Raw genomic sequence first — 24815 nt, forward strand, 5'->3', positions numbered from 1 at the left:
TCACAGGAGTTTGGAAGGAGCCGTTTCTATGAAACCGAAAAAACTGTCCCGTTTTCTGTCCGCAGTTCTGGCGCTGGCCCTGGTTGCAGGCCTGATGCCCGCCGCATTCGCCGCCGAGGGCGAGGATATCATTGAGCAAACAAAACTCACCCTGAAAATCGGCGATACCGAGGCTCTGATCGCTACTTCCGAGGAGGTAGACATCGAATGGAGCAGCGACAACGCAGACATCGCCGCCGTGGATGACAGCGGCACCGTCACCGCCAAATCGGAAGGCATCGCCATCATCACCGCCAAGGCAGGCGATAGCGTCGATACCTGTTCGGTCACTGTGGAGGAACCCGCAGACCCGAAGGTCACTGGCATCACGCTCTCCCCTGACACGCTGGACCTGACCGTTGGGGACACCGAGATCCTCAGCCCAGAGGTCACCGCCGATGAGGGCGCCGACACCACCGTGACATGGGAAACCAGCAGCAGAAACGTTGCCACGGTGGACAACGGCAAAGTCACCGCCGTTGGGCCCGGCACGGCCACCATCACTGCCAAGGCTGGAGATCAGGAGGCTACCTGTGAAGTCAAGGTCTCCGCCCAGGAAATGCCCGCCGCCAGCATCACCGTGGCCCCCACCAAGCTCAGTCTGATCGTCGGGGAATCCAACACCCTGGCCGTTGCAACTGTCCCCGAAGGCCAGGCAGTCTCCTGGACCTCCAGCGACGATAAGATCGCCGCAGTAAGCGGCGGCAAAGTCACCGCCGTGGCCAAGGGCACCGCTACCATCACCGCCTCCATCGAGGTCGAGGGGCAGAAGAAATCCGCCGCCTGCGAGGTCACCGTCTCGGAAGCGACGGGTACCACCGCCCTCAGCAAGTCCTCCCTCACTCTGTCCCTGAAGGACTCGGAGACTCTGTCCGTGACCAACGCCCCCTCCGGCGCCTCCGTCACCTGGAAGAGCAGCAAGACCACCGTGGCTTCGGTAGACAGCAACGGTAAAATTACCGCCGTGGCCGCCGGCACCGCTACCATCACCGCCTCTGTCAACGGCACCGAGCTCAAATGCGAGGTAACAGTCAAGTCCCCCTCTCTCAATAAGGGCAGCCTGTCCATCGGAGTGAAAAAGACCAGCACCCTATCTGTGAACGACCTTGCCTCTGGTGCCACGGTATCCTGGAGCAGCAGCAAGACCACCGTGGCCACGGTCAGCTCCAGCGGCACCGTCACCGGTAAGGCCAGCGGCAAAGCTACCATCACCGCCACCATCACCTATGCGGACAAGAGCACGAGATCCCTGACCTGCTCCGTCACCGTCACCTCCGGCACAGACGACATCACCTATTCCGTCAAGGCCGGTGAGGCGGTCAATCTCTCCCGCTCCGATTTCAATGACGCCAGCAAGGACGCCACCGGATACGATTTGAGCTATGTCAAATTCTCCGCTTCCTCCACTTCAAAGGGTCTGCTCTGCTATAACTACGACAGTGGGGATTACGACAAGAAGGTCTCCACCAGCACCTCCTATTACTATGCCGGCAGCTCCAGCAAGTCCTATCTCTCTAAGGTCTCCTTCCTGGCCGACTCCGACGCCTCCGGCGAGACCACCTTCTCCTACACCGGTTACGATACCAAGGGCAACTCCTTTACCGGTTCGATCGTCATCACCATCAGCAAGAGCTCCGGCGACATCAAGTACACCACTGGCCTCAACGAGCCGGTCTCCTTCAGCCGCAGCGATTTTAACTCCTACTGCAAAGATAAGACCACCTCCAGCTCCACGCTGGACTATGTGAAGTTCACCCTCCCCTCCTCCAGCAAGGGCACCCTCTACTACAAGTATGACAAGAGCGGTGAGGAGAAGATTTCCTCCTCCGACAAATTCTACTACAGCGACTCCCCCGCCCTGGAGGACCTCTCTTTTGTGCCCGCCAAGAACTGGTCCGGTACGGTCTCCATCGAGTTCTCCGGCCGGAACTCCAAAAATGCCAGCTTCTCCGGCACCGTGTCCATCACCATCTCCAAGTCCAGCCAGAGCATCTCCTACACCGTGGATAAAAACGAAAGCGTCACCTTTGATGACAGCGACTTCAACTCCTACTGCAAAGACGAGACCGGCTCCTCCATGGATTACGTGAAGTTTACCCTCCCCTCCTCCAGCAAAGGCACCCTCTATTATAAGTACGATAAGAGCGGGGAAAAGGAGGTCACTTCTTCCACCAAATACTATCGCTCCGACAGTCCTGCCCTGGAGGACGTCACCTTCGTCCCCGCCAAGAACTACACCGGGACCGTCTCCATCGACTTTACCGGAAAGAGCACCGGCGACGAGACCTTCTCCGGCACCCTGAAGATCTATGTGGGAACAAGCGCCTCCGGCGACATCACCTACACCGCCGCCACCGGCGCCTCGGTTACCTTCAAGAGCAGTGATTTCAACACCTTCTGCAAAGACGAGACCAGCTCCAATCTGGACTACGTGAAGTTTACCCTCCCCTCCTCCAGTAAGGGCACCCTTTATTACAAATACGATCAGAGCGGCGAAAAGAAGGTTACCTCCTCCACCAGCTACTATCGCTCCAGCAGTCCCTACCTGGAGGACGTCACCTTTGTGCCTGCCAAGTCCGTCACCGGCAGCGTGAGCATCGACTTCAGCGGCAAAAGCACCAGCGGTAAGTCCATCTCCGGCACGGTAGTCATTCAGTACAGCACCATCAAAGACGCGTCTGTGGTCAGCTATACCACCGGGTATGCTCCGGTCAAGTTCCGCGGCAGCGACTTTTCTGCGGCCTGTTCCGCCCGCGGCAGCGCGGCTCTCACCAGTGTCAAGTTCAACCTGCCCGACGCCAGCACCGGACGCCTCTATTACAGCTACGCCAGCCCCACCTCTTATGGCGGCACGGTAAGCAGCGGCACCTCCTACGGTGTGAGCTCCGGCTCCAGCATAGACAATGTAACCTTTGTCCCTAAGGCCGGATATAAGGGCACTGTCCACTTCACCTATACCGGCACCGATAAGAACGGCAGCACCTTCACTGGGCATGTCCAGATCATTGTGACGCCTCCCAGCGCCTCCTCCCACTTCACCGATATGGGCAAATACGGCTGGGCGGCTCCCTCCGTGGACTTCCTCTACGAGAGCAAGGTCACCACCGGCACTACCTCTACTACCTATGGCCCCTCCGGTAATATCACCCGCGGTGATTTTGTCCTCATGCTGTCCCGCGCCTTCAGCTTTGCCGATTACGGCAGCGACAACTTCTCCGACGTGCCTGCCAACAGCTATTATGCCAAGGCCATTGCCTCCGCCAAGGCCATGGGCATCGCTCAGGGAAGCAACGGCAAGTTCAACCCCACCGCCGCCCTCACCCGTGAGGACGCTATGGTACTCCTCCAGCGGACCATGAGCCGCACCGGCCGCTCCATTGCAGACGCCTCCAACTCCTATCTGGATCGTTTCTCCGACGGCAGCTCGGTCTCCAGCTATGCCAAGGGTGCCGTGGCCGCGCTGATTCAGGCGGGCATTATCCAGGGTGATAATACCGGCAGGATCAACCCCAAGGGCTCTCTCACCCGTGCGGAGATGGCTGTGATCCTCCATCGGGTCCTGACCCTGTGACTGTTTGCTTTTCCCCCAAAGCGTCAGGCGGGTGTTCCAAACGGAACGCCCGCCTGACGCTTTTTTCAGATACCACCGTCCATAGCGTCCTTGAGCTTTTTCAGCGCTTTCTTCTCAATACGGGATACATAAGAGCGCGAGATGCCGCTCTCAGCGGCGATCTCCCGCTGGGTCCGCGGAGGCTTATTGTCCAAGCCATACCGCATGGTAATGATCATCTTCTCCCGCTCCTCCAAGCATTCCTCCACCAGCTTTCGCACCTGGATACAGGAGTCCCGGGCGTCCAAGTTCTCCAGCATATCGTCGTCCACGCTGATGACATCCATCAGAGACAGGGCATTCCCCTCACCATCGGAATCCAATGTATCCGACAGGGAGACCTCTCCCTGCAGCTTCTTCTGTGAGCGGAAATGCATCAAAATCTCATTTTCGATGCACCGTGAGGCATAGGTGGCTAGACGCACGTTTTTATCCGGCTTGAAGGTGCTGATGCCTTTGATCAGTCCTATGGTGCCGATGGAAATCAGATCGTCCTGGCTACCGGTCTGGGTGTAGTATTTTTTTATGATATGCGCCACCAGGCGCAAATTGTGTTCGATTAGCACGTTGCGGGCCTCCATATCCCCGGCGGCATAGCGCTCCAGATACCGCTTCTCCTCCTCAGCCTTCAGCGGCCTGGGGAAAGAACCTCCCCCATCGGACAAACGCAGAGAAAAAAACAGGCTGTTGAGCATCAGCAAGATCCAGGCTGAAAGCATGGCTGCCACCTCCAAGTTCTCATACTCCTTTACTCTATTCCAGCCGCTGCACGTCCTATACCCTGCGCCTTTACGTTGACTTTCGTCTCTTACCGTGCTAAATTGATAGCTATGACTTGCTCAGACGGGAGCGATACATATGGAAAATCTGATGTTCAGCCTCAATGCCACCATGCCGGTCTTTCTGCTGATGGTCGCCGGCTACTTTCTCCATAAAATCTGTCTCATTGACGACCGTTTTGCAGATCGGATGAACAATTTTGTCTTTAAGGCCGCGCTGCCAGTACAGCTCTTTCAAAGCCTTTCCACATCAGATGTTCAAACGGTCTGGAATGGCAGCATGATCCTGTTCTGCTTCGTGGTCTCCCTGCTCTCCATTCTCATCATGGCCGCCATTTCCCTCCTGCTGCAAAAGCGCTCCCTTCGGGCGGAGTTTATCCAAGCTGGCTATCGGGGCAGCCAGGCCCTGCTGGGCGCCGCGCTGCTCCAGAACATCTATGGCGACACCGGCCCTCTGGCTCTCGTCCTCATCGGCGCCGTCCCCCTCTACAACGTGGCCGCCGTGGTGGTCCTCACCCTGCTCTCCCCAGAGGGCGGGCGACTGGATCGGAAAACCGTGGGCAAGACCCTGTGGGGCATCGTTACCAATCCCATCATCCTGGGAATCTTCGCAGGGCTCCTCTGGTCTGTGCTGGGCATCCCGCAGCCGGTCATCCTCCAGCGGACTGTCTCCAGCTTCGCCGCCACCGCCACCCCGCTTGGACTTGTCGCTCTGGGCGCCTGCATCGACCTCAAAAAGGCCGCCAGTTGCCTCCGGCCCACCCTGGTGTGCAGCGCTTTCAAGCTCATCCTCTTCGCCGCCGTCTTCCTTCCCATTGCCGTCTTGATGGGCTGCCGGGGCGAGCTGCTGGTCGGCATGCTCATCATGCTGGCCTCCCCCACCACCGTGAGCTGCTTCAGCATGGCCCGCAGCATGGGACATGAAGGCACCCTGACCTCCAGTACGGTGATGCTCACCACCATCCTCAGCGCCTTCACCTTCACCGGCTGGCTCTATCTTCTGCGACAGCTTGCGCTCATCTGAATACAGAAGACGGGCGGGACCCAATTGGGTCCCGCCCGTCTTTACACAGGGAAAAGCGGCTCCAAACAGGGGCCTCAGGCATTGTCCGCTACGGGCTTAAGCACGTCGCCCTTGTGGACGATCAGGGTACGCCAGACAAAGATGCCCAGACACAGCCCGGCGCACACGAGCCCCACCGGATAGGCGATGGAGGTGGAGAGCCGGAAGCCCTCCTCCGCCTGAAGGATGTACGTAACCGAGACGGCTGACATAAAGGTGGCTGGCAGCGCGGCCATCAGGCTGCACATCGCCGGGAAGCCGTATTTGTGCAGGAATACCGCTCCGGCCCACAGCACCAGCATGGCCAGCGTCTGGTTGGACCAGGAGAAATACCGCCAGAGGACATTGAAATCCAGGCTGGTGGCGATGAATGCGCCCACAGCCAGCAGGGGGACGGACAGGGCGGCGCGCTTGACCACGTTGGACTGGTCGATGTGAAACCAATCCGAGATGGTCAACCGGGCGGAACGGAAGGCAGTGTCGCCGGAGGTGATGGGACAGGCGATGACACCAATCATGGCCAGCACACCGCCCACGGAACCCATCAGGGTGGTGGAAATCTGGTAAACCACCCCACCCTGACCCATGGCGTTGATGGCCGCATCCAAAGCGCCCACGCCATTATAGAAGGTCACACCGGCCGCGGCCCAGATCAGAGCGATGACGCCCTCGCTTACCATGGCCCCGTAGAATACTGTGCGGCCCTCCTTCTCGCTGGTCATACAGCGGGCCATCATGGGAGACTGGGTGGCATGGAAGCCGGAGATGGCGCCGCAGGCCACGGTGACAAACATCATGGCCCATTTGGGCAGGCCTTCGGGGTGGACGATGCCCATGGACTCCCACAGCTCGGGCATGCTGTACTCCGGCTTGAGGATCAGCATGCCTGCAATGCCCACTGCCATGATGATGAGGCAGATACCAAAAAACGGATACACCTTGCCAATGATCTTATCCACCGGCAGGAAGGTCGCCAGCAGGTAGTAAAGCAGCACCAAAACCAGCCAGAAGGTAGTGGACAGCACCATCGGGGGCAGAGACGCACCAAAGCTCTCGCTAATGAGCTGGCTAATCAGCCTGGCGGGACCCACCGAAAAGTTGACGCCCACCATCACCAGCAGGACCACCGAAAAGATTCGCATGACGAACTTCATCACTTTGCCCAGGTACATGCCCACAATCTCAGAGATGGACGCGCCGTCGTGGCGTTCACTCATCATACCCGACAGAAAGTCATGGACGCCGCCACCCAGGATGGTTCCGAACACAATCCACAGGTAGACCACAGGCCCCCAGCAGGCACCGGCCAGCGCACCATAGATGGGCCCCAGTCCGGCGATGTTTAGAAGCTGAATCAGAAAAATGCGCCAGGTCTTCATGGGGACGAAGTCCACTCCGTCCGGGTGCGCTACGGCAGGGGTAGGCCGGTCATCAATCCGGAATACCTTCTCCACCAGCTTGCCATAGGTGAAAAAACCAACCAGCAACAGCACCAGACAGGCAAAAAAGGTGATCATATGGGTTCCTCCTCTGTATTTTCCAAGTCCGCTCTCTCCGGGCCTTGGCGAAAGGTAAAAAGCGGCAAACGAAAGCCTAACGACTTTCGTCTGCCGCCCTTGGCGTCTTTTTATTATAAGCAAAAGTGCCTCGGAGTCAAGCGGTAGCACCAATTATTTTGGGGAGGAATTTCGCTCTCTTTTTGTGCAACTTTTTTTGCAGGCACAGCAGTTCCCCGCGCAGCCTCCCCCGCAGCCGCACTCACCACGGAGCTGGCGCCGGACATGGCGGATCACATACCACACGGCCCACACCGCCAGGACGCCCACGGCCAGATAGATGATATATTTCATACCGTTTCCTCACAGCCACAGGAGCAGACTGCCCACCTGATAGACCAGCAGCGAGCCCAGATAGGCGGCGCCGATCTGCCAAGCGATGGAGGCCAGGGTCCACCCGGTGGAGTTCATCTCCTTGCGGATCGTGGATACCGCCGCCACACAAGGGACGTACAGCAGCACGAACACCAGGAAGGAATAGGCGGCCAGTGGGGTCTGAAAGGTACCGGAGAGGGCTCCGGCGATGGCGGCACCGCTGGCGGTCACCGAGAAGCCGTAGAACATGCTCATGGAGGAGACCACCATCTCCTTGGCGATCAGACCGGACAGCAGAGCCACCGCCGCCTGCCAGGTGCCGAAGCCCAGGGGCTTGAGCGCCGGGGCAAGGAAGGAACCCAGCGTACCCAGCAGGGAGCCGGCCTCATCGCTGACCATGCCGAAGCGGCCGCCCTCAAAGCCGAAGGACTGAAGGAACCAGAGCAGCACGCTCATGGCCAGGATCAGGGTGCCCGCTTTCACCAGAAAGCCCCGCACCTTCTCCCACACATGGAGAGAGATGTTTTTCAGTGTGGGCAGGCGGTAAGGGGGCAGCTCCAGCACAAAGGCGGCGGGCTCGCCTTTGAAGACAACTTTTTTGAGGATGATGCCCGACAGGATGGCGAACACCAGGCCGGTGATGTAGAGAGAAAAGACCACCAGACCGCCATATCGGGGGAAAAAGGCGGCGGTGAGCAGGCCGTAGACCGGCAGCCGGGCCGAACAGGACATAAAGGGCACCAGCATGATTGTCATGCGCCGGTCCTTTTCATTTTCCATGGTGCGGGCCCCCATGACGGCGGGCACCGTGCAGCCGAAGCCCATCAGCATAGGGATAAAGGCCTTGCCGCTTAGGCCAAAGCGCCGCAGCAGGCGGTCCATGATAAAGGCGGCCCGGGCCATATAGCCGGAGTCCTCCAGGAAGGAGAGAAACAGGAACAAAATGGCGATTTGGGGCAGGAAGGTGAGCACGCCCCCCACCCCCGCAATCACGCCGTCCACCAGCAGGGCCTCCACCCATGGGGCTACTCCGGAGGCGGCCAGCACCGAGCGGACAAAATCGGCGAAATATCCGCCGATCAGCGTATCCACCCCGTCGGCCAGGAGCTGGCCGGGACCAAAGGTCAGGGCAAACATGGTCAGCATCATCAGGAAAAAGACCGGCACGGCCAGGAACCGGTGGGTAACGATGGAGTCGATCCGGTCCGACAGGGTCAGGGACCCGTGAGGCTGGCCCCGCTTCACCGCAAGCTGGACCACATCCTGGATGAAGCGGTAGCGGCTGTCGGCCACCAGGGTCTCCCGGTCGCCCAGGGCGTAAGCCCCCTCATACTCCCGGCAGATGGATTCCAGCCTCTCCCGCTCCGGACGGGTCAGGTCCAGGGCCTTCTCCACCAGGGCATCCCCCTCCAGCAGCTTGACCGCCGTCCAGTGGGCGGGCAGGCCGGCGGCGTAGGCCCGGTCGTGGACCAGCTCCCCCACCCGATGGTGGATGGCGTGGGTGTAGTCGTCGTAGAGGTCGTCGGGCTCCACCGTCACCCCCACATGCATCTGGTTGTGGGCCACCTCCAGCAGCGTCTGGATATTCTTCCCCGTCCGGGCGGTGATGGGGATGACGGGCACCCCCAGAGCCCGCGACAGCCGCTCCAGATCGATTTTGTCCCCCCGCTTCTCTACCTCGTCCATAAAGTTGAGGGCGATGACCATGGGCCGCTCCAGCTCCAAAAGCTGGGCCGTCAGATACAGGTTCCGCTCAATGTTGGTGGCGTCGATGATATTGATGATGGCGTCGGGGTGCTCCCCCACAATGAAGTCCCGGGCCACGATCTCCTCCATGGAGTAGGGGGACAGAGAATAGATGCCCGGCAGGTCCACCACCGTCACCGGCTTGCCGTCCACCTCCGCCCGGCCCTCCTTCTTCTCCACCGTCACGCCGGGCCAATTGCCCACATATTGGTTGGAGCCGGTGAGGGCGTTGAAGAGGGTGGTTTTGCCGCAGTTGGGATTGCCCACCAGGGCCAGCTTCATCTCCCGGGTATCGTGGCTGGCATAGTCCGGCGTGCCGCCGTGCTCCGCCTCCTCATGGGCGTGGTCGGCGCTCATGCGGCGCAGAGCGGCCTCATCCGGGATGTGCTGGACCATTCCCTTGTACCGGCTCCTGCCCAAGCCCGGGGCCTGGGCAGGAGGACACACCGTGATCTGGCCCGCGTCCTCCTTGCGCAGTGAGAGCTCATAGCCCCGGAGGTTCACTTCGATGGGGTCCCCGAAGGGGGCGATCTTCCGCACCGTCACCAGAGTGCCGGGCGTCAGCCCCATATCCACCAGCCGGCGCTTCACAGGCCCCTTTTCATTTCCCACCGCAAGGATGACCGCGCGCTCGCCGGGAGCCACCTCCACCAGGGTCCCGGCGCTGTGTTTCACTTCCGTCATCGGTCTCATTACCTTCCATTTGTTAGTCTCTTTTAACTTTCTGCTGTGGTATTATACTGCATCCCCACACCCTTTACAAGGGGCAGAGCAAATTTTCTGAAAAAAAGGAAATGGCCGCACGGCGGATTCTGTTCCGCCGCGCGGCCTGCCGCTGGATTTCACACAGGGCTTGGGTCCAAAGGCTGGATCCGGGTGCACAGCCGCTCCAGCAGGGCGGGCGTATGGCTGACGATGAGCAGGCCCAGCTCCCGCCGCGCCGCCTCCTCCAGCAGAAAGTTCCAGATCTGGGCCTGGGTAATGAGATCCAGCATGGTGGAGATCTCGTCGCACAGGAGAAACCGGGTCGCCGGCCCCAGAGCCCGGGCTATGCAGAACCGTTGGAGCTCTCCGCCGGAGAGCTCCGTGGGATAGCGCTCCAGCCAGCCCGGCTCGATGTGCAGTCCGTCCAGCACCCGCTGCTCCACTGGCCAGCCCTCAGCCAGGGTGTCTCCCAGCTTCATCAGCGGGTCCACTACCGTCTCCGGGTGCTGCCATATCATCTGCACAGGGCAGTAGCCCCGCCCATGCGCCAGGGGCCGGCCGTCCAGCAGCACCTCTCCCCCGTCCGGCTTTTCATAGCCGGCGAGCAGCTTGCACAGGGTGGTCTTGCCCCGGCCGCTGGGGGCGGTCAGCCCCAGCCGCTCCCCCGGCTTCAGGATCAGATTCACCCGGTCCAGCACCGCCCGGTCCTTCCGGCGGTAGCCAAAGGACAGAGCCTTTCCCTCCAGGCTCATGCCCCCGCCCCCCTCTCCGGGTGGAGGCAGCGGACAAAGCCGCCCTCCACCGGCCGGTAGGGCACCGCACTTCCGCACTCCGCCGTCCGGCGGGGGCATCGGGGCAAAAACGGACAGCCCTGCGGCGCCGCGCCCGGGTAGGGCTGGGCCCCGGGGATGGGCTGAAAGCCGTGCTGGGGCATGGCCCGCCACAGGGCCCGAGTATAGGGGTGGCGGAGGGTCTCCTCCGCCGCGAAATCCGAGGCCGGGGCCTCCTCGATGGTCTCCCCCGCGTAAAAGACCGCCACCCGGTCGGCAATGGCCAGGGCGGCCTCCAGATCGTGCGTGATAAGCAGCAGCCCCGCCCCGCTGTCGGCAATCTCCCGAAAGTGGTCCATGATATGGTGCAGAGACCGGGGGTCCAGACCCGGCGTGGGCTCGTCGGCGATAACCAGAGAAGGGGCCTCCACCACGGCGGTGGAGATGAGCACCCGCCGGGTCATACCGCCGGAGAGCTCGAAGGGATAGAGCGCCTCCACCTCGCTCCCCAGGTGATAGCGGCCCAGGATCTCCCGGCTCCGCGCCCGGGAGGCCGGGTCCCGCCGCCCCTTGCGGATCTGTGGCCCCACCTGCATCAGGGGGTCCAGATAGCCCACCGACTGGGGGATGAGGACGATCTCCCGGCCCCGCAGCTCCTCCGCCCGCCGGGGCGTCAGGGGCTCGCCCCGGTAGCGGATGCTGCCCGACTGGCGGGCGTTGTAGGGCAGGATGCCCAGGATGCCATGGGCCAGCAGGCTTTTGCCCGAGCCGCTGGAGCCCACCACCGCCACCACCTGGCCCGGCCGGATGGTCAGGTCCAGGTCCCGGATGACGGGGAGGCTCCGCTGCCGAACACCCTTGTCGTACTGGGTAAAGGAGATGGACAGCCCTTCCACCTCCAAGACCGGCATTGTCATGTCCATCCCTCCCTATTCATGCAGGCTGGCCGGGTCCAGCAGGCGGCGGAGATGCTCCCCCATCACGGCGAAGAGCACCACCGTCCCCACCAGAGCCAGGCCGGGAAACAGGGCCAGCCACCACTTGCCGGTGGTGAGGTAGCGCATGCTCTCCGACAGGATGACCCCGATGGCGGGCTGCTCCGGCGACAGACCGAAGCCCAGAAAGGTGATGCTGGCCTCGTGGAGGATGGCGTGCGGAAACTGCAAAATGAGTCCGGTGAGGAACTGGGGCAGCAGGTGGGGCAGCAGATGCCGCCTGACGATCTGGAGCCTGCTGCGGCCCAGCTTTTCCGCCACCCGGACGTAGGGAGCCTCCCGGAGCTGGAGCACCTCCCCCCGGAGGACCCGGGCCAGGGAGGTCCAGTGGCTGAGGGCCACGCCGGCCACCACGCCGGCGAAGCCCTTGCCGCAGGCCAGGGAGATGAGCATCACCAGCAGGATGTGGGGAATACCCATCACCAGGTCGATGAGCCAGGATACGGCGGCGTCCATCCACCGGCCCAGAGTGGCGGCAGCCGTTCCCAGGATCAGGGCCACCACGGCGCTGACCGCCGCCGTCAGCACCCCGATCCGGATACTGAGGGACAGCCCGGTGAGGGTGCGGGCGAGCATGTCCCTCCCCATCCAGTCGGTGCCGAAGAGGTGCCCGGCGCAGGGGGGCAGGTTCTTGCGGGAAAAGTCGGTGGTCATAGCCTCTCCGGCCAGCAGCAGCCCCGCCGCCGCCACGGCAGTCAGGAGTACGGCGCAGAGGCACAGCAGGGCCACCGTGCGCTTTCGCCGGTTGAAATTGCTCATGTCCGGGCTGCCCCCCTTCGGATCTTGGGGTCCACCGCCCCGTAGAGCAGGTCGGCCGCAAGATTGCCGCCGAACACGATGGCGGCGCTGACCACCGTAATGCCCAGCAGCAGGGGCAGGTCGCTGCCCAACCCCGCCGTCACGGCACACTGGCCCAGGCCGGGGTAGGAAAAGACCTGCTCCACCAGCACGGAGCCGCCAAAGATCTCACTGATGGAGGCGAATTGCAGGGTGAGGGCGGGCAGGGCCACATTCCGCAGGCCGTGCCGCAGGACGATGGCGGCCCTGCTCTCCCCCCGCGCCCGGGCAAAGAGGACATAGTCCGAATCCATAACATCGCACATCTTTTCCCGGGTGTGCAGGGCGATGCCGGCCACGCCGGTGATGCTGAGGGTGAGGGCGGGCAGAACGGCGTGGCGCAGCCGGTCGGCCAGGGTCACGGCGGCGGCGTCCGTTCCGATGGGGACGGACAGACCGATGGGCAGCACCCCCAGCCAGACCGAAAAGATCATCAGAAGCAGCAGGGCCAGCCAAAAGGCGGGGGTGCTGGAGATCAGCAGGCAGTAGCCCCGGATGAGCCTGTCCGGCAGCCTGCCCCGGCAGGCCCCCGCGACCACGCCCAGAGCCAGGCCCAGCACACCGGACAGCACCCAGGCCGCCGCCATCAGCCACAGGGAATTTTGCAGCCGCTGGCCCACCACCCGGGTCACCGGCTGGCGGTAGAGCAGCGAAGTGCCCAGGTCCCCGCGAACGAAATCGGACAGCCAGCCCAGGTAGCGCTCCACCGGCGGAGTGTTCACCCCCCAGTAGTCCTCCAGCTTGGCAATCTGCTCGGGGCTCATGGCCCCCAGCGCGGCCTGTCCCACGTTGGTCCGGAGCGGGTCCAGCGGAGAGGCGGACATGAGCAGGAAGGCCGTCAGGCTCACCCCCAGCAGGAGCAGCGCCATACGCAGCAGCTTCTTCCCCGCGAATTGCAGCCGGTGCTTCATCTCGCGTCACTTCCTCTTCCGCTCAAAATGGCCCTCAGGCCCAGGACCAGGCGTCCACGTTGTTGGCGATGGACCAGCCGTGGCCGTGGGGATGGATCTTCTGTGCCGCCACCTGCAGACCGTCCCGGACCCAGTACAGGTGGTTGACGTTGACCAGCCACACCCAGGGGCAGTCCCCTTCACCGGTGACACCGGTGACGCCGTCCCACTGGGCCTTCTGCCACAGAGTGTAGGACTCCTCCAAATCGCCGCAGGCCAGGGCCTCGTCCATATAAGCGTCCACCGCCGCGCTGGCGTAGGGGGAATACTCCGCAGAACCCGTGTCCCCGATGGTGTGATAGATGTTATAGAGCTCCATGGGGGTGTGGGCCCCCCAGCCCCACATCAGGGGCTCGGACCGGGCCCGGTCATAGGCGGTGTCCCAGCCCACTCCCTCGATGGAGGCCGCGATGCCCAGCTCCCTGAGCTGGTTGGCCAGGTCGGCCGCCAGGGCCTGCCGGACGGAATCGCTGCTGGGATACAGGAGGTTCAGCTCCGCCCGGACGCCGTCCTTGACCCGCACGCCGCCGTCCGCCATGCGCCAGCCCGCTTCGTCCAGCAGGGCCGCCGCCGCGTCGGGGTCGTACTCCACCTGGGAGGCGGGGTTATACCAGGGCAGCTTGTCGCAGACGCTGTAGGCCGGGGTACCATAGCCGTTCAGAACGTTGTCGATCATCTCCTGCCGGTCTACACCCAGGTTGATGGCCCGGCGGACCAGCACGTCGGCGGTCAGGTCGTTGCCTACGCCGTCTCCGGCGGGGGCGGCGGGCAGGTTGATCCCTCGGTTGTCCACACTCTCGCAGGAGAGCAGGCTGTAGCCCGCCGGGGCCTGATCGGCGTAGGTGGCGGAGGTGTAAACCAGATCGGCCTGCCCCGCCTTCACCGCCAGGAAGGCGGCGTCTTCCTCCATGAAGAGGACGGTGACCTTTTTCATTTTCGGGGCCTCGCCGTAGTAGTCGGGGTTGGCCTCGAAGATGACCTGCTGGCCCTTGTCCCACTGCTTCAGGATGTACCGGCCGGAGCCAATGGGGGCCTGGCCGTAAGAGGCGGCGTCATAAGCGTGTTCGGGCACGATGCCCACGATGGCCATGGTGTAGGGCCAGATGGAGTAGGGCCTGGTCATATGGAACCGCACCGTGGCGTCGTCCACCGGCTCGGCAGAGGCGAGCATGGTAAAATCGTTGACTGAGCTGGACGCTTTCACTGTGTTGTAGGTAAAGGCCACGTCGGCGGCGGTGAGGGGCTCCCCGTCGGTAAAGGTCACGTCGTTCCGGATCCGCACCGTCCAGGTCAGGCCGTCGTCGCTGACGGCGCAGTCGGTGGCCAGGTCGTAGCCAATGGTCAGGTCGGGATTGGTAACGGTGAGGGTGGATTGGATCAGGGGCTCATGGACGTGCTCCCCCGCTCCCCACCCGTAGGCCGGGTCAAAGCCCGCCTCGGGCTCTGACTCCATGTTCATCACGATGACCACCGCGTCCTTCTCCTCCCCCGTTTGGGAGGGGGCGGGCTGGGCGGCGGAAGGGGATGCCCCCCCGCTCTGACAGCCGGTCAGGGCGGAGACCGCCAACAAACCGGATAATACAAGACTGCAAATTCTCTCCAAGTTCCTCTTCTCCTTATAATTGAGATAAGACTTCTTTCCATACCGCTTCAAAGGACAGGCCATGTTCCAGGGCGACGGCAGCCACGTCGTCGTACTCCGGCTTGGCGTGGACAATGCCGAGGCCCTCCGCCCGCTTGACCCGAACGCTCCCCCATCGGGTCTCCGCGCGTTCCGTCCGGGGCGCCAGGAAATACTTGACGCAGCGTCGGGCCCGCAGACCGTTGGTGGCGGTGTGCTTCAGGATAGCCACCGCCACCTGGGACTCCCGGTCGGGCTCGCACAGGGCGGTGAGCACCCAGCCGGGCCGCCCCTTTTTCATCTGGCCGGGGAGGGTATACACGTCCAGAGCCCCCAGCTCCAGAATACGGGCGCTGGCAAAGGCCAGGGCCTCCGGCGTCATGTCGTCCAGGTTGCACACCAGCTCCACGATCTCCCCGTTGGGGCCGGCGGACTCCACCATCTCCCCCAGAAAGGCCCGGACACAGTTGGCGCGGCCAAACTCCTTTTTCCCCACGCCGTAGCCGGTCTTTTGGATGGACAGAACGGGCATGGGCCCGAAGGAATCGGCAAATTCCGTGAGCAGGGCCGCCCCTGTGGGGGTGCACAGCTCGCCCTGAATCTCCCCGCCCCAGCAGGGCACGCCCTCCAGCAGGGCGGCTGTGGCGGGGGCGGGCACCGGCACCATGCCATGGGCGCAGCGGACCATGCCGCTGCCCACATGGACGGAGGAGACCACGATGCGCTCGGGCTTCAGAAGGGAGAGCGCGTAGCACACGCCTGCCACGTCGGCCACCGCGTCCAGGGCCCCCACCTCGTGGAAGTGGACCTGGTCCACCGGGCAGCCGTGGGCCCGGGCCTCGGCTGCGGCAAGCCGGTCGTAGACGCTCACTGCCCGGTCCCGCACCGCCTGGGGCAGGGGCAGGGCGGCGATGTGGCCCCGGATATCGGTCAAAGCCGCGTGGTGGTGGCCCCCATGGCCGTGGTCATGAGAATGCCCCGGCCCCTCGTGGGTATGGTCATGGCAGTGGGCATGGTCGTGAGCGTGCGCGTGAACATGCTCGTGTGCATGGGCGTGGTGGGAATGCCCCTCGTCATGGCTCTCCTCCTCTTCCCCGCAGACCGTCACAGCCATATGCGTGCCTGCGATGCCACAGGTGGACGCCGCCTGGGCCTCCACTGCCACGCCGGGCAGCCCCAGGCCGTTCATGGTGCGGAGGAAGCCCGCCTGATCGTCCAGCAGTTCATAGAGCGCCGCCATCAGCATGTCCCCGGCCGCCCCCATGTTGCACTCCAAATACAAAGTCTTCATGACTTTCCGTCCCTTCCTGTCGTTAGTCGGCCTTCAGGCCCTCCATCTGATTGATCATGCTGGCCAGATACCCCGCGCCGAAGCCGTTGTCGATGTTGACCACGCTGCACCCGGAGGCGCAGGAGTTGAGCATGGCCAGCAGGGCAGACAGGCCGCCGAAGCTGGCCCCGTAGCCCACGCTGGTGGGAACGGCCACCACGGGGCAGTCCACCAGGCCGCCCACCACGGAGGCCAGCGCTCCCTCCATGCCCGCCACCGCCACTACGCACCGGGCGCGCATCAGCACGTCCAGGCTGGACAGCAGCCGGTGGAGCCCGGCCACGCCCACGTCGTACAACCGGGTGACGTGATTGCCCATGGCCTCGGCGGTGAGGGCCGCCTCTTCGGCCACCGGCATATCGCTGGTCCCGCCGGTACACACCACGATGGAGCCCAGCGCCGGCCGGTCGCCCGGAAAGGCGATGCCCAGTCTGGCCTCCGGGTGGTATTCCAGCTCCACCCCGGCGGAGACGATGGCCGCCTTCTCTGCGTCCATGCGGGTAATGAGGATGTTGCGGCAGCCCCGCTCCCCCATGGCCCGGGCGATGCCCAGGATCTGCTCCGCCGTTTTGGAGGCCCCGTAGAGGACCTCCGCCGCTCCCTGCCGGACGCTGCGGTGGAAGTCCACCTTGGCGTAGCCCAGGTCCTCGAAGGGAGAGCGCTTCAGCTCCAGCAGCGCGTCCTCCGGAGTGGCCGTTCCATCCGCTACCGCCCGCAGCAGCTCCAGGATCTCATGCTTGTTGTCCATGCGCCCCACCTCCTATCGGGTCTCCAGGTCCAGCAGCACCGCGTCAAACCGGGGACTCAGCGCCTTACGAATGGCCTCCCGCTGCTCCGATGCCCGGTCCCATTGGTCGGCTGGAAGCTGGATGCGGGCCGCGCCGCTCAACAGCCGCACCCGGAAGTCGGTGAAGCCCAGGGCAAACAGAGCCCCCTCCGCCGCCTCCACCCGCTCCAGATCCCCAGCCGTGATGGCCGTGCCCGTTGGGATGCGGGTGGCCAGGCAGGCATAGGCGGGCTTATTCCAGGTAAAGAGCCCCGCCTTCTTGGACTGTGCCCGGATCTCCGCCTTGGTGAGCCCGCACTCCCGCAGGGGAGAGCGGACCTCCAGCTCCCGCAGGGCCCGCATGCCCGGCCGGTCCCCCGCGTCGTCCGAAGCGTTGGTGCCGTCCAGCAGCAGGGTGTGACCGTCCCGGCGGGCCGCCTCCCACAGCAGGGCGAACAAGGCCCGCTTGCAGTGGTAGCAGCGGTCCGGCCCGTTGGCGGCAGCCAGGGGAACGGATAGAATATCCGCCTCCACCACCCGCAGGGGGACCCCCACCTCCTCCGCCAGGCGCCTGGCGTCTTCGTACTCGAATTCCGGCTGGAAGGCCGTGCGGACATAGTAGGCCGTCAGGTCACAGCCCCAGTGCCTGCCCGCCCACAGCAGGTAGGCGGAGTCCACCCCGCCGGAAAAGGCCAGGGCCGCCCGCGGGTTGGCCTGGAAAAAGGCTTGCAGCGTCATGTTTTTTCCTCCTTGCGCGTCAAAAGGACAAAAAAAGAGCACACCATCCCTGGTATGCCTTCTGGCCGCAGCGCAGGCTTCTTTCCTGCGCCCGTCGTTGATCGGTATGGAAAAAGTGCGGGGACACCGGGCCCTTCTGGACCCCAGGACGCCTTCTGACGCTCTGCTGTTGTCATTTTACCAACAGTTGGGGCGGCTGTCAAGAGGGCCGGGCCTCCGTCAGGGAGCCTTTTCCATTGACGAAGACGGTCGGACCCCGTAGAATAAAGAGGACAAACTTCCCATACACGGCAAGGAGCACGCTCATGAAAAAGCCATTCACCGCCCTGCTGCTGGCCTTGGTCCTGCTGGCCTCTCTGCGGACTGCGGGGGCCGCCGGGCCCAACGGCACCATCTCCGTGGACCTCTACGACCATGCCGCGGGGCGCTATCAGTCCGTCCAGGCCGACGTGGTGACGCTCACCCTGGACGGCGCCCCCCTCTCCGGCGACGTGCCCGCTCTGGTGCAGGCCGGACGCACGCTGGTGCCCGTCCGTCTGGTGGCCGAAGCCCTGGCCGCCGAGGTCCTCTGGGTGCAGGAAACCGGTCAGGTGATCCTGAAGCGGGGGACGGACACGGTGGTCCTCACCCTGGGCAGCAGTCAGGCCCTGGTCAATGGACAGAGCCTCCCCCTCCCCGACGGGGTGCCCGCCACGGTGGTCCGCTACCAGGGAATGGACCGGACCACGGTCCCCCTCCGCTTCGTCTCCGAACAGTTGGGCGCCCGGGTGGACTGGAATCAGGCCACCTATAGCGCCCTTCTCACCTCCCCCGCCGGTCAGGCCCCCGTGCGCCCTGCCCTTCAGGTCACCGACATCCAGGCCGACGCCAATGCCCAGACGGTCCTCATCACCACCAACCACAAGCCGGACTACCAGGTGCTGGACCTGGGGGACCGGGTGGTAGTGGATATAAAGGGGGCCGCCCTCTCCTCCGGCTTCCCCGGCCGAATCACGGTGGACAATGAGCTCATCTCCGCCGTCCGCTACGCCGACCACGGCGACGACCTCTACCCGGACTATGCCCATACCGTGCGGGTAGTGCTGGATCTGAGGGACGGCATCACCTATCGGGAAAATGTGACGGTGGAGGTCCAGGACAACGGCGTACTGCTCACCACTTCCCTCCCCGACCGGGCGGAGCCCGACTACATCCCCACCGCCCCCATCGACCCCCAGCGCTCCACCATCGTCATCGACCCGGGCCACGGCGGCGGACGCACCGGCGCCCAATACGAGGGCATTGCGGAAAAGACCATCAACCTGTCGGTATCCAAAAAGCTCCAGGCCATCCTCCGGGGATATGGCTACAATGTGGTGATGACCCGGACCGGAGATGCGGACGTGGGGCTCTATGAGCGGGCCGACATCGCCAACGCCGTGGAGGCCGATCTCTTCGTCTCCCTCCACTCCAACGCCGCCCCCAACTACTCGGACTTCTCCGGCATCTACACCTACTACCACCCTTCCAGCGGACGGGGCGCCCGGCTGGCACAGGCCATCCAGACTCCGCTGACCCGTCTTACGGGCGGAATCGACCGGGGCATCAAAAGCGCCGACTTCGTGGTGCTGCGGGAAACCGAGATGTGCGCGGTGCTGGTGGAGATGGGCTTCATGACCAACCATGACGAACTGATGGACCTCATCGACGACGGCTATCAGGATAAGCTGGCCCAGGGCATCGCCGAGGGCATCGTCACCTACTTAAACGGGCTTCGCTAACGGCAGGAAGGGCCGGGATGGGATATCCCATCCCGGCCCCTTTTTTACATCGCCCAGGCGCACAGGCCCAGCAGGGCCAGCCCCGCCAGATTGGCCAGGGTAAACACCCCGAGATACCGTCCGGGACGGCTGCCCTCCGAGCGGAGATAGGCCCGAAAGGAGATCAGAGAGGCCAGGGAAGCGATCGGGGTCCCCAGTCCCCCCACGTTGGTCCCCACCAGCAGGCCCCGCCAGTCCCCGGTAAAGCCAGCAAGCAGCACGGCGGCCGGCACGTTGCTGACCACCTGGCTGGCCAGGGCGGCCGTCAGGGCGGTGTGTCCCTCCAGAAGGCCGGTCAGCCAATCCCGGACCGCTCCGATGCGGCCCAGATTCCCGGAAAAGACAAAAAAGCAGAAAAAGGTGGCCAGCAGCCCGTAGTCCACCCGCCGGAAAAGCTGCCGGTTGACCGCCAGTCCCGCCGCGATCACCACCGCCGTCAGCACGCCATAGTGGAGCACACGGAACACCGACAGCAGGCACAGGGCAAACAGTCCCGCCATGACCCGGAGCTGCCCCCCCTTCTCCAGCCGCTGTACGTCGCGGAACTCCACCTGAATGGGATCGCCGCTGGTGCACAGCGCGGCGGCGGTCAGCCCCGCCAGACTCACCAGGGTCAGGGGCAGCAGGGTCGAAAAGAAATCTCTCATTGGGATCTGAAATCGGGAGCAGAGAAACAGATTCTGCGGATTGCCCACCGGCATGGCCATGCTGCCCAGGTTGGCCGCCACGGTCTGGAGGACAATGAGATAGATGCGCTCCCGGGTCCGACCGATCAGCCCCAGCACCAGGATAGTAAACGGCACAAACGTGATGAGCGAGACATCGTTGGTGATGAGCATGGAGCTGAAAAAGGGCAGCAGCACCAGAATCAGAGCCAGCAGGCGGAAGCGCTTGCGTCCCGCCAGCAGCCGCTGGGCCAAAACGGCGAACACGCCGCAGTCCTCCGTCCCGGCCACCACCAGCATCAGGCAGAACAGCAGGCATAGCACCCGAAGGTCCACATAGGCGGCATAACCCCTGTCCGGCGGCACCGGCAGCATGGACAGCAGGGCGCAGACTGCCGCAAGGGTCAGTACCGGCTCGCGCTTGAGAAATGGGACAACTCGTTTGCCTTGGATGGCTTGCATATCTGCCTTCGCTCTTTTCTTCCCGATCTTGGCTCTCAGGCCAGCAGGGCCGCCGCCGCCGTGCCCAGTAAATTGGCGTTCTCCACCCGGCGGAACACCAGATGACGGCCCAGCTCTTCCGTGATATACGTGTGGCACAGCCGCTCCAGCTTCCGCCGGAAGAGATAGCCCTTATAGAAGGTGGACCCCTCCGCCACCACGCAGGCGGGACGATGGATGCTCCGGCCCAGATCGGCCTGCTCCAGCACGGCGGCCAGGTTGCAGCACACCAGCCGGGCCGCCCGCTCCACGCTGCGGTCGATGATGGTATAGACCAGCTCCCGGTCCCTCTCACTACCGCAGGCCGCGGAGAGCAGCCCGCCGCCGTAGGGACGGGCGGCAAAGGCGTCGGCCTCCACCAGCTCCAGACCATCCAGCGCCCGGAGGGTATCGGCCAGCCCGGAGGAAAACAGGCCGTCCTCCGCCCCCTGCCGCAGCGCGTGATAGATCACCTCGCCCTGGTAGCGGCCGGAGACCATCTTTTCGTAAAGGCACTTCCCCGCATCCATGCTGCCAGCATCCAGACGCCGGTCAAACGTCCCCTGGGGCACGCCGCAAAAGCCGCCGGACTCCATATTGATGATCATGCTGGCCGCCGGCCAGGGTGTGGACAGCTTGGCGATGTTCTCCCGGCGCTCGGAGTAGCAGGTGTTGACCCCCGTACCATAGATGAGCCCCGCGTAGCCGTCAAAAACCTCATCCTCCAACCCGGCCACACCGCCCAAAACGGCGGCCACCGTGTCGTTGAGGACCACAAACTCCACTCCCGGCGCCCCCTTGGCCGCCAGAGCGGCGGAGATTTCCTCTCCCAGCAGCATCCCCTCCGAGCCGGTGATCTGCACCTGCTTGGAGATGGCCACCACCCGTCCGTCCCGGTTGGGCAGGATCTCGGCGGCGTAGGAGAAGCACAAGCCCACCCGGCGGCTCTTCCTCGTCAGCGGCAGGAGGATGTCTGACACCTGGTCCAGAAAGGCCTCCTTTGTGACGGCTCCCCGGGAGCCGGGCATGGGCTGGACCGTCAGGTCCTCGATCACCGGCCCGCCGGCGGTCATCGTAACCACTGCGGAGCGGAAGTTGGTCCCCCCGGCATCCACCACAATGACGCTCCGGTCCCGGGGCAGCTCCCCCTCCAAGGTCAGATAGGTGGGCAGCATCAGGACAGGGGTCTCCTCCCCCCGCAGACCCCTGCCCATCTCCTCCAAAAAGCTCCGGGTACACCGGTGCAGAGCGATCTCCTCCGGCCTCATGTGGTATTTTTTCAGAAATTCATCCGCGCGGTGGGAAACAGCACGCATGGAAACGCACCTCCATCCAATGAGACGGCGGCCAAGCCGCGCCCTTGTATGCTTGATATGTACTCACCCATTTTACCCTATTTTTCTCCCGCAGGCAAGGCAATCGTGTCCTTTCTTTTTTTGTTGGCACTCACCGCAGTTTATGGTATACTTTTACCAGTAACAGCCGGGGCCGCAGTCCCGGCGAAAGGAGCGATACCATATGAAAAAAGTCGCCTTCATCGGTGTGGGCGTCATGGGCCGGGGCATGGTGAAAAACCTGCTCCAAGCAGGCTTCCATGTGCAGGTCTATTCCCGCAGCAAGAACAAGCTCGCTGATTTCCTGGCAGAGACCGGCGCGGTCTGGCACGATACCATCCCAGACTGCGTGGCCGGCTGCGATGCGGTCATCACCATGGTGGGCTATCCGAAGGACGTGGAGGAGGTCTACTTTGGCCCGGGCGGCATTCTCTCCAGCGCCGGAGCCGGGACCTACCTCATCGACATGACCACCACCGATCCCAAGCTGTCCCAGCGCATCTATGGCGAAGCTTCCGCCCGTGGACTCCATGCCTTGGACGCGCCGGTCTCCGGCGGGGACACTGGGGCCAAAAACGGCACCTTGTCCATCATGGTGGGCGGCGAGCAGGCCGATTTTGACGCCTGCCTGCCCCTGTTCCAGGCCATGGGCAAGAGCATCCTTTACGAAGGCCCCGCCGGCTTCGGCCAGCACACCAAGATGGCCAACCAGATCGCCATTGCCGGGGCGGTCTCCGGCGTGTGTGAGGCGCTCTCCTACGCTGAGCATATGGGGCTGGACACCCGGAAGATGCTGGACAGCATCAGCCAGGGCGCCGCCGGAAGCTGGCAGATGAGCAACGTGTGCCCCAAAATGATGGCGGAGGACTACGCCCCCGGCTTCTTCCTCAAGCATTTCATCAAGGACATGACGATCGCCGCCAGCCAGGGCGCGGGGGAGCTGCCCGTGCTGCGGCAGGTCCTTTCGGAGTATCAGGAACTGGAGGCCGCCGGGGAAGGCGACCTGGGTACCCAGGCCCTGATTCGCTGGTACCGGAAGGACTGAAACGCTTTTATGACCGTCTCCCGCCGGACCTCTTTTGAGGTCCGGCTTTTTATTTTGATTGCGCCTGCGCAAAATTTGTAGTATACTGTTTTATCTTTTGTGGAGCCTCATTCGAAAGGAGACGCGCCCATGAGCATTGCACGGCTCTTTCAGGAGAAATCTGTGGTTTTCTCCTGTGAAGTATTCCCACCGAAAAAGACCAGCCCCATTGAAACCGTCTACCGAACCCTGGATCAGCTTCAGGACCTCCGCCCCGACTACATCAGCGTCACCTTTGGAGCGGGCGGCTCCGCCGGAGACAATCTGACCGGCCGCATTGCCGCCGCCATCCAGGACCAGTACCACATCCCCTCGGTGGCCCACCTGTCCTGCGTCAACTATACCCGGGACGAGGTGGCCGGGCTGCTGGACGGTCTGAAAGCCATGGGCATTGAAAACATCCTGGCCCTGCGGGGAGACATGGACCCAAACCACCCCCCCAAGACAGATTTTCAGTACGCCAGCCAGCTCATTGCGTTCATCAAGAGCCGTGACAACAGCTTCCACCTCTCCGGGGCCTGCTATCCGGAGGGCCACATCGAGAGCCCCGACATGGTCAGCGACATCCTTAACCTGAAAAAGAAGGTGGACGCCGGGGCGGAGCATCTGGTCTCCCAGCTCTTCTTCGACAACGACGACTTTTACGATTTCCGCGAAAAGGCCCGCATCGCCGGGATCAACGTGCCCATCCAGGCGGGCATCATGCCGGTGCTCAACAAAAGCCAGATCGAGCGTATGGTCTACCTCTGCGGCGCCAGCATCCCCAAGAAGCTGGCCCGGATGCTCAGCCGCTACGGCGACCACCCGGCGGCCCTGCGGGACGCGGGCATCGCCTATGCCATTGACCAGATCTCCGATCTGGTGGCCAGCGGCGTGGAGGGTATCCACCTTTACACCATGAACAACGCAGGGGTAGCCCGCGCCATCTTCGATCGGGTCTCCACGCTGTTCACCGTGTGAGGCTTCTCTATGGACATCACTCTGACACACATCCCCCGGGAAGAGGTCCTGCGCTATCTGGGCTGCCCCGGCACGGAGGACCCGGCCACTCTGGCCCTGGTGGAAGGCTGTTCCGCCCGGCTGCTCGCCGCCGCCCGGCCCAAGTGGACGTACCGGGTCTTCGGCCTCGCCGTTCAGACCGACGGGGTACGGCTGGACTGCGGGCTCCTGCTGCCCGGCCGGGACCTGGCCGCCCATCTGCGCGGCTGTTCCCGGGCAGCCCTTCTGGCCGCCACCCTCTCCGCCCCGGTGGACGCCCTGCTGCGCCGGGCCCAGGCCGAGGACCTGGCCGCCGCCGTTGCGCTGGACTGCTGTGCCACCGCCGCCGTCGAAGCCGTCTGCGACCTGGCGGAGGCGGAGATCCGGGCCCGGTTCCCCGGCTGCTCCTTTCCCTTCCGGTTCAGTCCGGGCTACGGGGATCTGCCCATCGAGCTCCAGGACCCCATTCTCCGGCTGCTGGACGCCCCCCGGCGCGTGGGGCTGTGCGCCACTGACCGCCACATCCTCACCCCCCGCAAATCGGTGACCGCCGTTCTGGGCATCTCCGACGGCGAGATTTCCCCCCAGAAGCGAGGCTGCGCCTCCTGCACCTTCCGGGACCGCTGTAAATTTCAATGCAAGGAGAGTATTTGAT

The 24815-nt window shown here is 63.6% G+C and carries 18 protein-coding genes and 1 pseudogene; 6 read left to right on the forward strand and 13 right to left on the reverse strand.

Annotated features, from left to right (window positions below; genetic code table 11):
- Positions 1-28 precede the first annotated feature (28 nt).
- Positions 29-3610 carry an Ig-like domain-containing protein gene (locus B3H64_RS07690; protein WP_050618531.1) on the forward strand — a complete coding sequence of 1194 codons (3582 nt, stop codon included), beginning with the start codon at positions 29-31 and terminating at the stop codon, positions 3608-3610.
- Between the two features lie 65 nt (positions 3611-3675).
- On the opposite strand, the gene sigK is transcribed toward B3H64_RS07690, so the two are convergent.
- Positions 3676-4368, reverse strand: a complete 693-nt coding sequence (gene sigK / locus B3H64_RS07695; RefSeq protein WP_050619596.1) for an RNA polymerase sporulation sigma factor SigK — start codon at positions 4366-4368, stop codon at positions 3676-3678.
- 139 nt (positions 4369-4507) lie between these two features.
- On the opposite strand from sigK, the gene B3H64_RS07700 reads away from it, so the two are divergent.
- Positions 4508-5452 carry an AEC family transporter gene (locus B3H64_RS07700; protein ID WP_286734228.1) on the forward strand — a complete coding sequence of 315 codons (945 nt, stop codon included), beginning with the start codon at positions 4508-4510 and terminating at the stop codon, positions 5450-5452.
- A gap of 74 nt (positions 5453-5526) precedes the next feature.
- On the opposite strand, the gene B3H64_RS07705 is transcribed toward B3H64_RS07700, so the two are convergent.
- The 10 genes from B3H64_RS07705 to larE all read right to left on the reverse strand — a co-directional run bounded on the left by B3H64_RS07705 (position 5527) and on the right by larE (position 17820).
- A complete protein-coding gene (locus tag B3H64_RS07705; RefSeq protein ID WP_050618533.1) occupies positions 5527-7008 on the reverse strand; it encodes a carbon starvation CstA family protein in 1482 nt (493 codons plus the stop codon).
- 342 nt (positions 7009-7350) lie between these two features.
- Entirely contained in the window at positions 7351-9792 is a 2442-nt protein-coding gene (gene feoB, locus B3H64_RS07710) for a ferrous iron transport protein B (RefSeq protein WP_286734231.1), read from the reverse strand.
- Between the two features lie 158 nt (positions 9793-9950).
- A complete protein-coding gene (locus B3H64_RS07715) occupies positions 9951-10565 on the reverse strand; it encodes an ABC transporter ATP-binding protein (protein WP_286734233.1) in 615 nt (204 codons plus the stop codon).
- Entirely contained in the window at positions 10562-11500 is a 939-nt protein-coding gene (locus tag B3H64_RS07720) for an ABC transporter ATP-binding protein (protein WP_349676167.1), read from the reverse strand. Before B3H64_RS07720 ends, B3H64_RS07715 begins: the two co-directional genes overlap by 4 nt.
- A gap of 12 nt (positions 11501-11512) precedes the next feature.
- Complete coding sequence (locus B3H64_RS07725; protein ID WP_286734235.1) at positions 11513-12337, reverse strand: ABC transporter permease; 825 nt, start codon at positions 12335-12337, stop codon at positions 11513-11515.
- The gene (locus B3H64_RS07730) at positions 12334-13326 is read right to left on the reverse strand and encodes an ABC transporter permease (RefSeq protein ID WP_286734237.1); all 993 of its coding nucleotides are present in this window, start codon (positions 13324-13326) and stop codon (positions 12334-12336) included. Before B3H64_RS07730 ends, B3H64_RS07725 begins: the two co-directional genes overlap by 4 nt.
- A gap of 34 nt (positions 13327-13360) precedes the next feature.
- Positions 13361-14968 carry an ABC transporter substrate-binding protein gene (locus tag B3H64_RS07735; protein ID WP_414653482.1) on the reverse strand — a complete coding sequence of 536 codons (1608 nt, stop codon included), beginning with the start codon at positions 14966-14968 and terminating at the stop codon, positions 13361-13363.
- 13 nt (positions 14969-14981) lie between these two features.
- On the reverse strand, positions 14982-16277 hold the full coding sequence (gene larC / locus B3H64_RS07740) for a nickel pincer cofactor biosynthesis protein LarC (protein WP_286734239.1): 1296 nt from the start codon (positions 16275-16277) through the stop codon (positions 14982-14984).
- Between the two features lie 22 nt (positions 16278-16299).
- Positions 16300-17064: a nickel pincer cofactor biosynthesis protein LarB gene (larB, locus tag B3H64_RS07745; protein ID WP_050618541.1), complete on the reverse strand. Its 765-nt coding sequence runs from the start codon at positions 17062-17064 to the stop codon at positions 16300-16302.
- 12 nt (positions 17065-17076) lie between these two features.
- A complete protein-coding gene (larE, locus tag B3H64_RS07750) occupies positions 17077-17820 on the reverse strand; it encodes an ATP-dependent sacrificial sulfur transferase LarE (protein WP_286734243.1) in 744 nt (247 codons plus the stop codon).
- A 305-nt stretch (positions 17821-18125) separates the two neighbouring features.
- Here larE and B3H64_RS07755 point away from each other — a divergent pair, with 305 nt between their 5' ends.
- Complete coding sequence (locus B3H64_RS07755) at positions 18126-19580, forward strand: N-acetylmuramoyl-L-alanine amidase family protein (protein ID WP_286734246.1); 1455 nt, start codon at positions 18126-18128, stop codon at positions 19578-19580.
- Between the two features lie 44 nt (positions 19581-19624).
- Here the strand turns inward: B3H64_RS07755 and B3H64_RS07760 are convergent, their stop codons facing one another.
- Together B3H64_RS07760 and B3H64_RS07765 are read right to left on the reverse strand one after the other, a co-directional pair.
- Entirely contained in the window at positions 19625-20746 is a 1122-nt protein-coding gene (locus B3H64_RS07760) for an SLC13 family permease (protein WP_286734250.1), read from the reverse strand.
- A gap of 35 nt (positions 20747-20781) precedes the next feature.
- Complete coding sequence (locus B3H64_RS07765) at positions 20782-22080, reverse strand: hypothetical protein (protein ID WP_286734252.1); 1299 nt, start codon at positions 22078-22080, stop codon at positions 20782-20784.
- Between the two features lie 199 nt (positions 22081-22279).
- On the opposite strand from B3H64_RS07765, the pseudogene B3H64_RS07770 reads away from it, so the two are divergent.
- The 3 genes and pseudogenes from B3H64_RS07770 to B3H64_RS07780 all read left to right on the forward strand — a co-directional run.
- Positions 22280-23143, forward strand: a pseudogene (locus B3H64_RS07770) (NAD(P)-dependent oxidoreductase); the annotation flags it as partial.
- Positions 23144-23272: 129 nt separating this feature from the next.
- Positions 23273-24142 (forward strand): methylenetetrahydrofolate reductase [NAD(P)H], encoded by an 870-nt coding sequence (metF, locus tag B3H64_RS07775; protein WP_050618547.1) that lies wholly within the window; start codon positions 23273-23275, stop codon positions 24140-24142.
- Between the two features lie 9 nt (positions 24143-24151).
- The gene (locus tag B3H64_RS07780; RefSeq protein ID WP_050618548.1) at positions 24152-24814 is read left to right on the forward strand and encodes a hypothetical protein; all 663 of its coding nucleotides are present in this window, start codon (positions 24152-24154) and stop codon (positions 24812-24814) included.
- Position 24815: the final 1 nt, after the last annotated feature.

Origin of the sequence: Intestinimonas sp. UBA1698 (genome assembly GCF_002320075.1) — a bacterium.
In the GTDB taxonomy this organism is placed as follows: domain Bacteria; phylum Bacillota; class Clostridia; order Oscillospirales; family Oscillospiraceae; genus Intestinimonas; species Intestinimonas massiliensis.

Bases quoted from the DNA above. Each gene is read 5' to 3' on its own strand.
- B3H64_RS07690 (WP_050618531.1), top strand. From the start codon at position 29: ATGAAACCGAAAAAACTGTCCCGTTTTCTGTCCGCAGTTCTGGCGCTG.
- sigK (WP_050619596.1), bottom strand. From the start codon at position 4,368: ATGCTTTCAGCCTGGATCTTGCTGATGCTCAACAGCCTGTTTTTTTCT.
- B3H64_RS07700 (WP_286734228.1), top strand. From the start codon at position 4,508: ATGGAAAATCTGATGTTCAGCCTCAATGCCACCATGCCGGTCTTTCTG.
- B3H64_RS07705 (WP_050618533.1), bottom strand. From the start codon at position 7,008: ATGATCACCTTTTTTGCCTGTCTGGTGCTGTTGCTGGTTGGTTTTTTC.
- feoB (WP_286734231.1), bottom strand. From the start codon at position 9,792: ATGACGGAAGTGAAACACAGCGCCGGGACCCTGGTGGAGGTGGCTCCC.
- B3H64_RS07715 (WP_286734233.1), bottom strand. From the start codon at position 10,565: ATGAGCCTGGAGGGAAAGGCTCTGTCCTTTGGCTACCGCCGGAAGGAC.
- B3H64_RS07720 (WP_349676167.1), bottom strand. From the start codon at position 11,500: ATGACAATGCCGGTCTTGGAGGTGGAAGGGCTGTCCATCTCCTTTACC.
- B3H64_RS07725 (WP_286734235.1), bottom strand. From the start codon at position 12,337: ATGAGCAATTTCAACCGGCGAAAGCGCACGGTGGCCCTGCTGTGCCTC.
- B3H64_RS07730 (WP_286734237.1), bottom strand. From the start codon at position 13,326: ATGAAGCACCGGCTGCAATTCGCGGGGAAGAAGCTGCTGCGTATGGCG.
- larC (WP_286734239.1), bottom strand. From the start codon at position 16,277: ATGAAGACTTTGTATTTGGAGTGCAACATGGGGGCGGCCGGGGACATG.
- larB (WP_050618541.1), bottom strand. From the start codon at position 17,064: ATGGACAACAAGCATGAGATCCTGGAGCTGCTGCGGGCGGTAGCGGAT.
- larE (WP_286734243.1), bottom strand. From the start codon at position 17,820: ATGACGCTGCAAGCCTTTTTCCAGGCCAACCCGCGGGCGGCCCTGGCC.
- B3H64_RS07755 (WP_286734246.1), top strand. From the start codon at position 18,126: ATGAAAAAGCCATTCACCGCCCTGCTGCTGGCCTTGGTCCTGCTGGCC.
- B3H64_RS07760 (WP_286734250.1), bottom strand. From the start codon at position 20,746: ATGCAAGCCATCCAAGGCAAACGAGTTGTCCCATTTCTCAAGCGCGAG.
- B3H64_RS07765 (WP_286734252.1), bottom strand. From the start codon at position 22,080: ATGCGTGCTGTTTCCCACCGCGCGGATGAATTTCTGAAAAAATACCAC.
- metF (WP_050618547.1), top strand. From the start codon at position 23,273: ATGAGCATTGCACGGCTCTTTCAGGAGAAATCTGTGGTTTTCTCCTGT.
- B3H64_RS07780 (WP_050618548.1), top strand. From the start codon at position 24,152: ATGGACATCACTCTGACACACATCCCCCGGGAAGAGGTCCTGCGCTAT.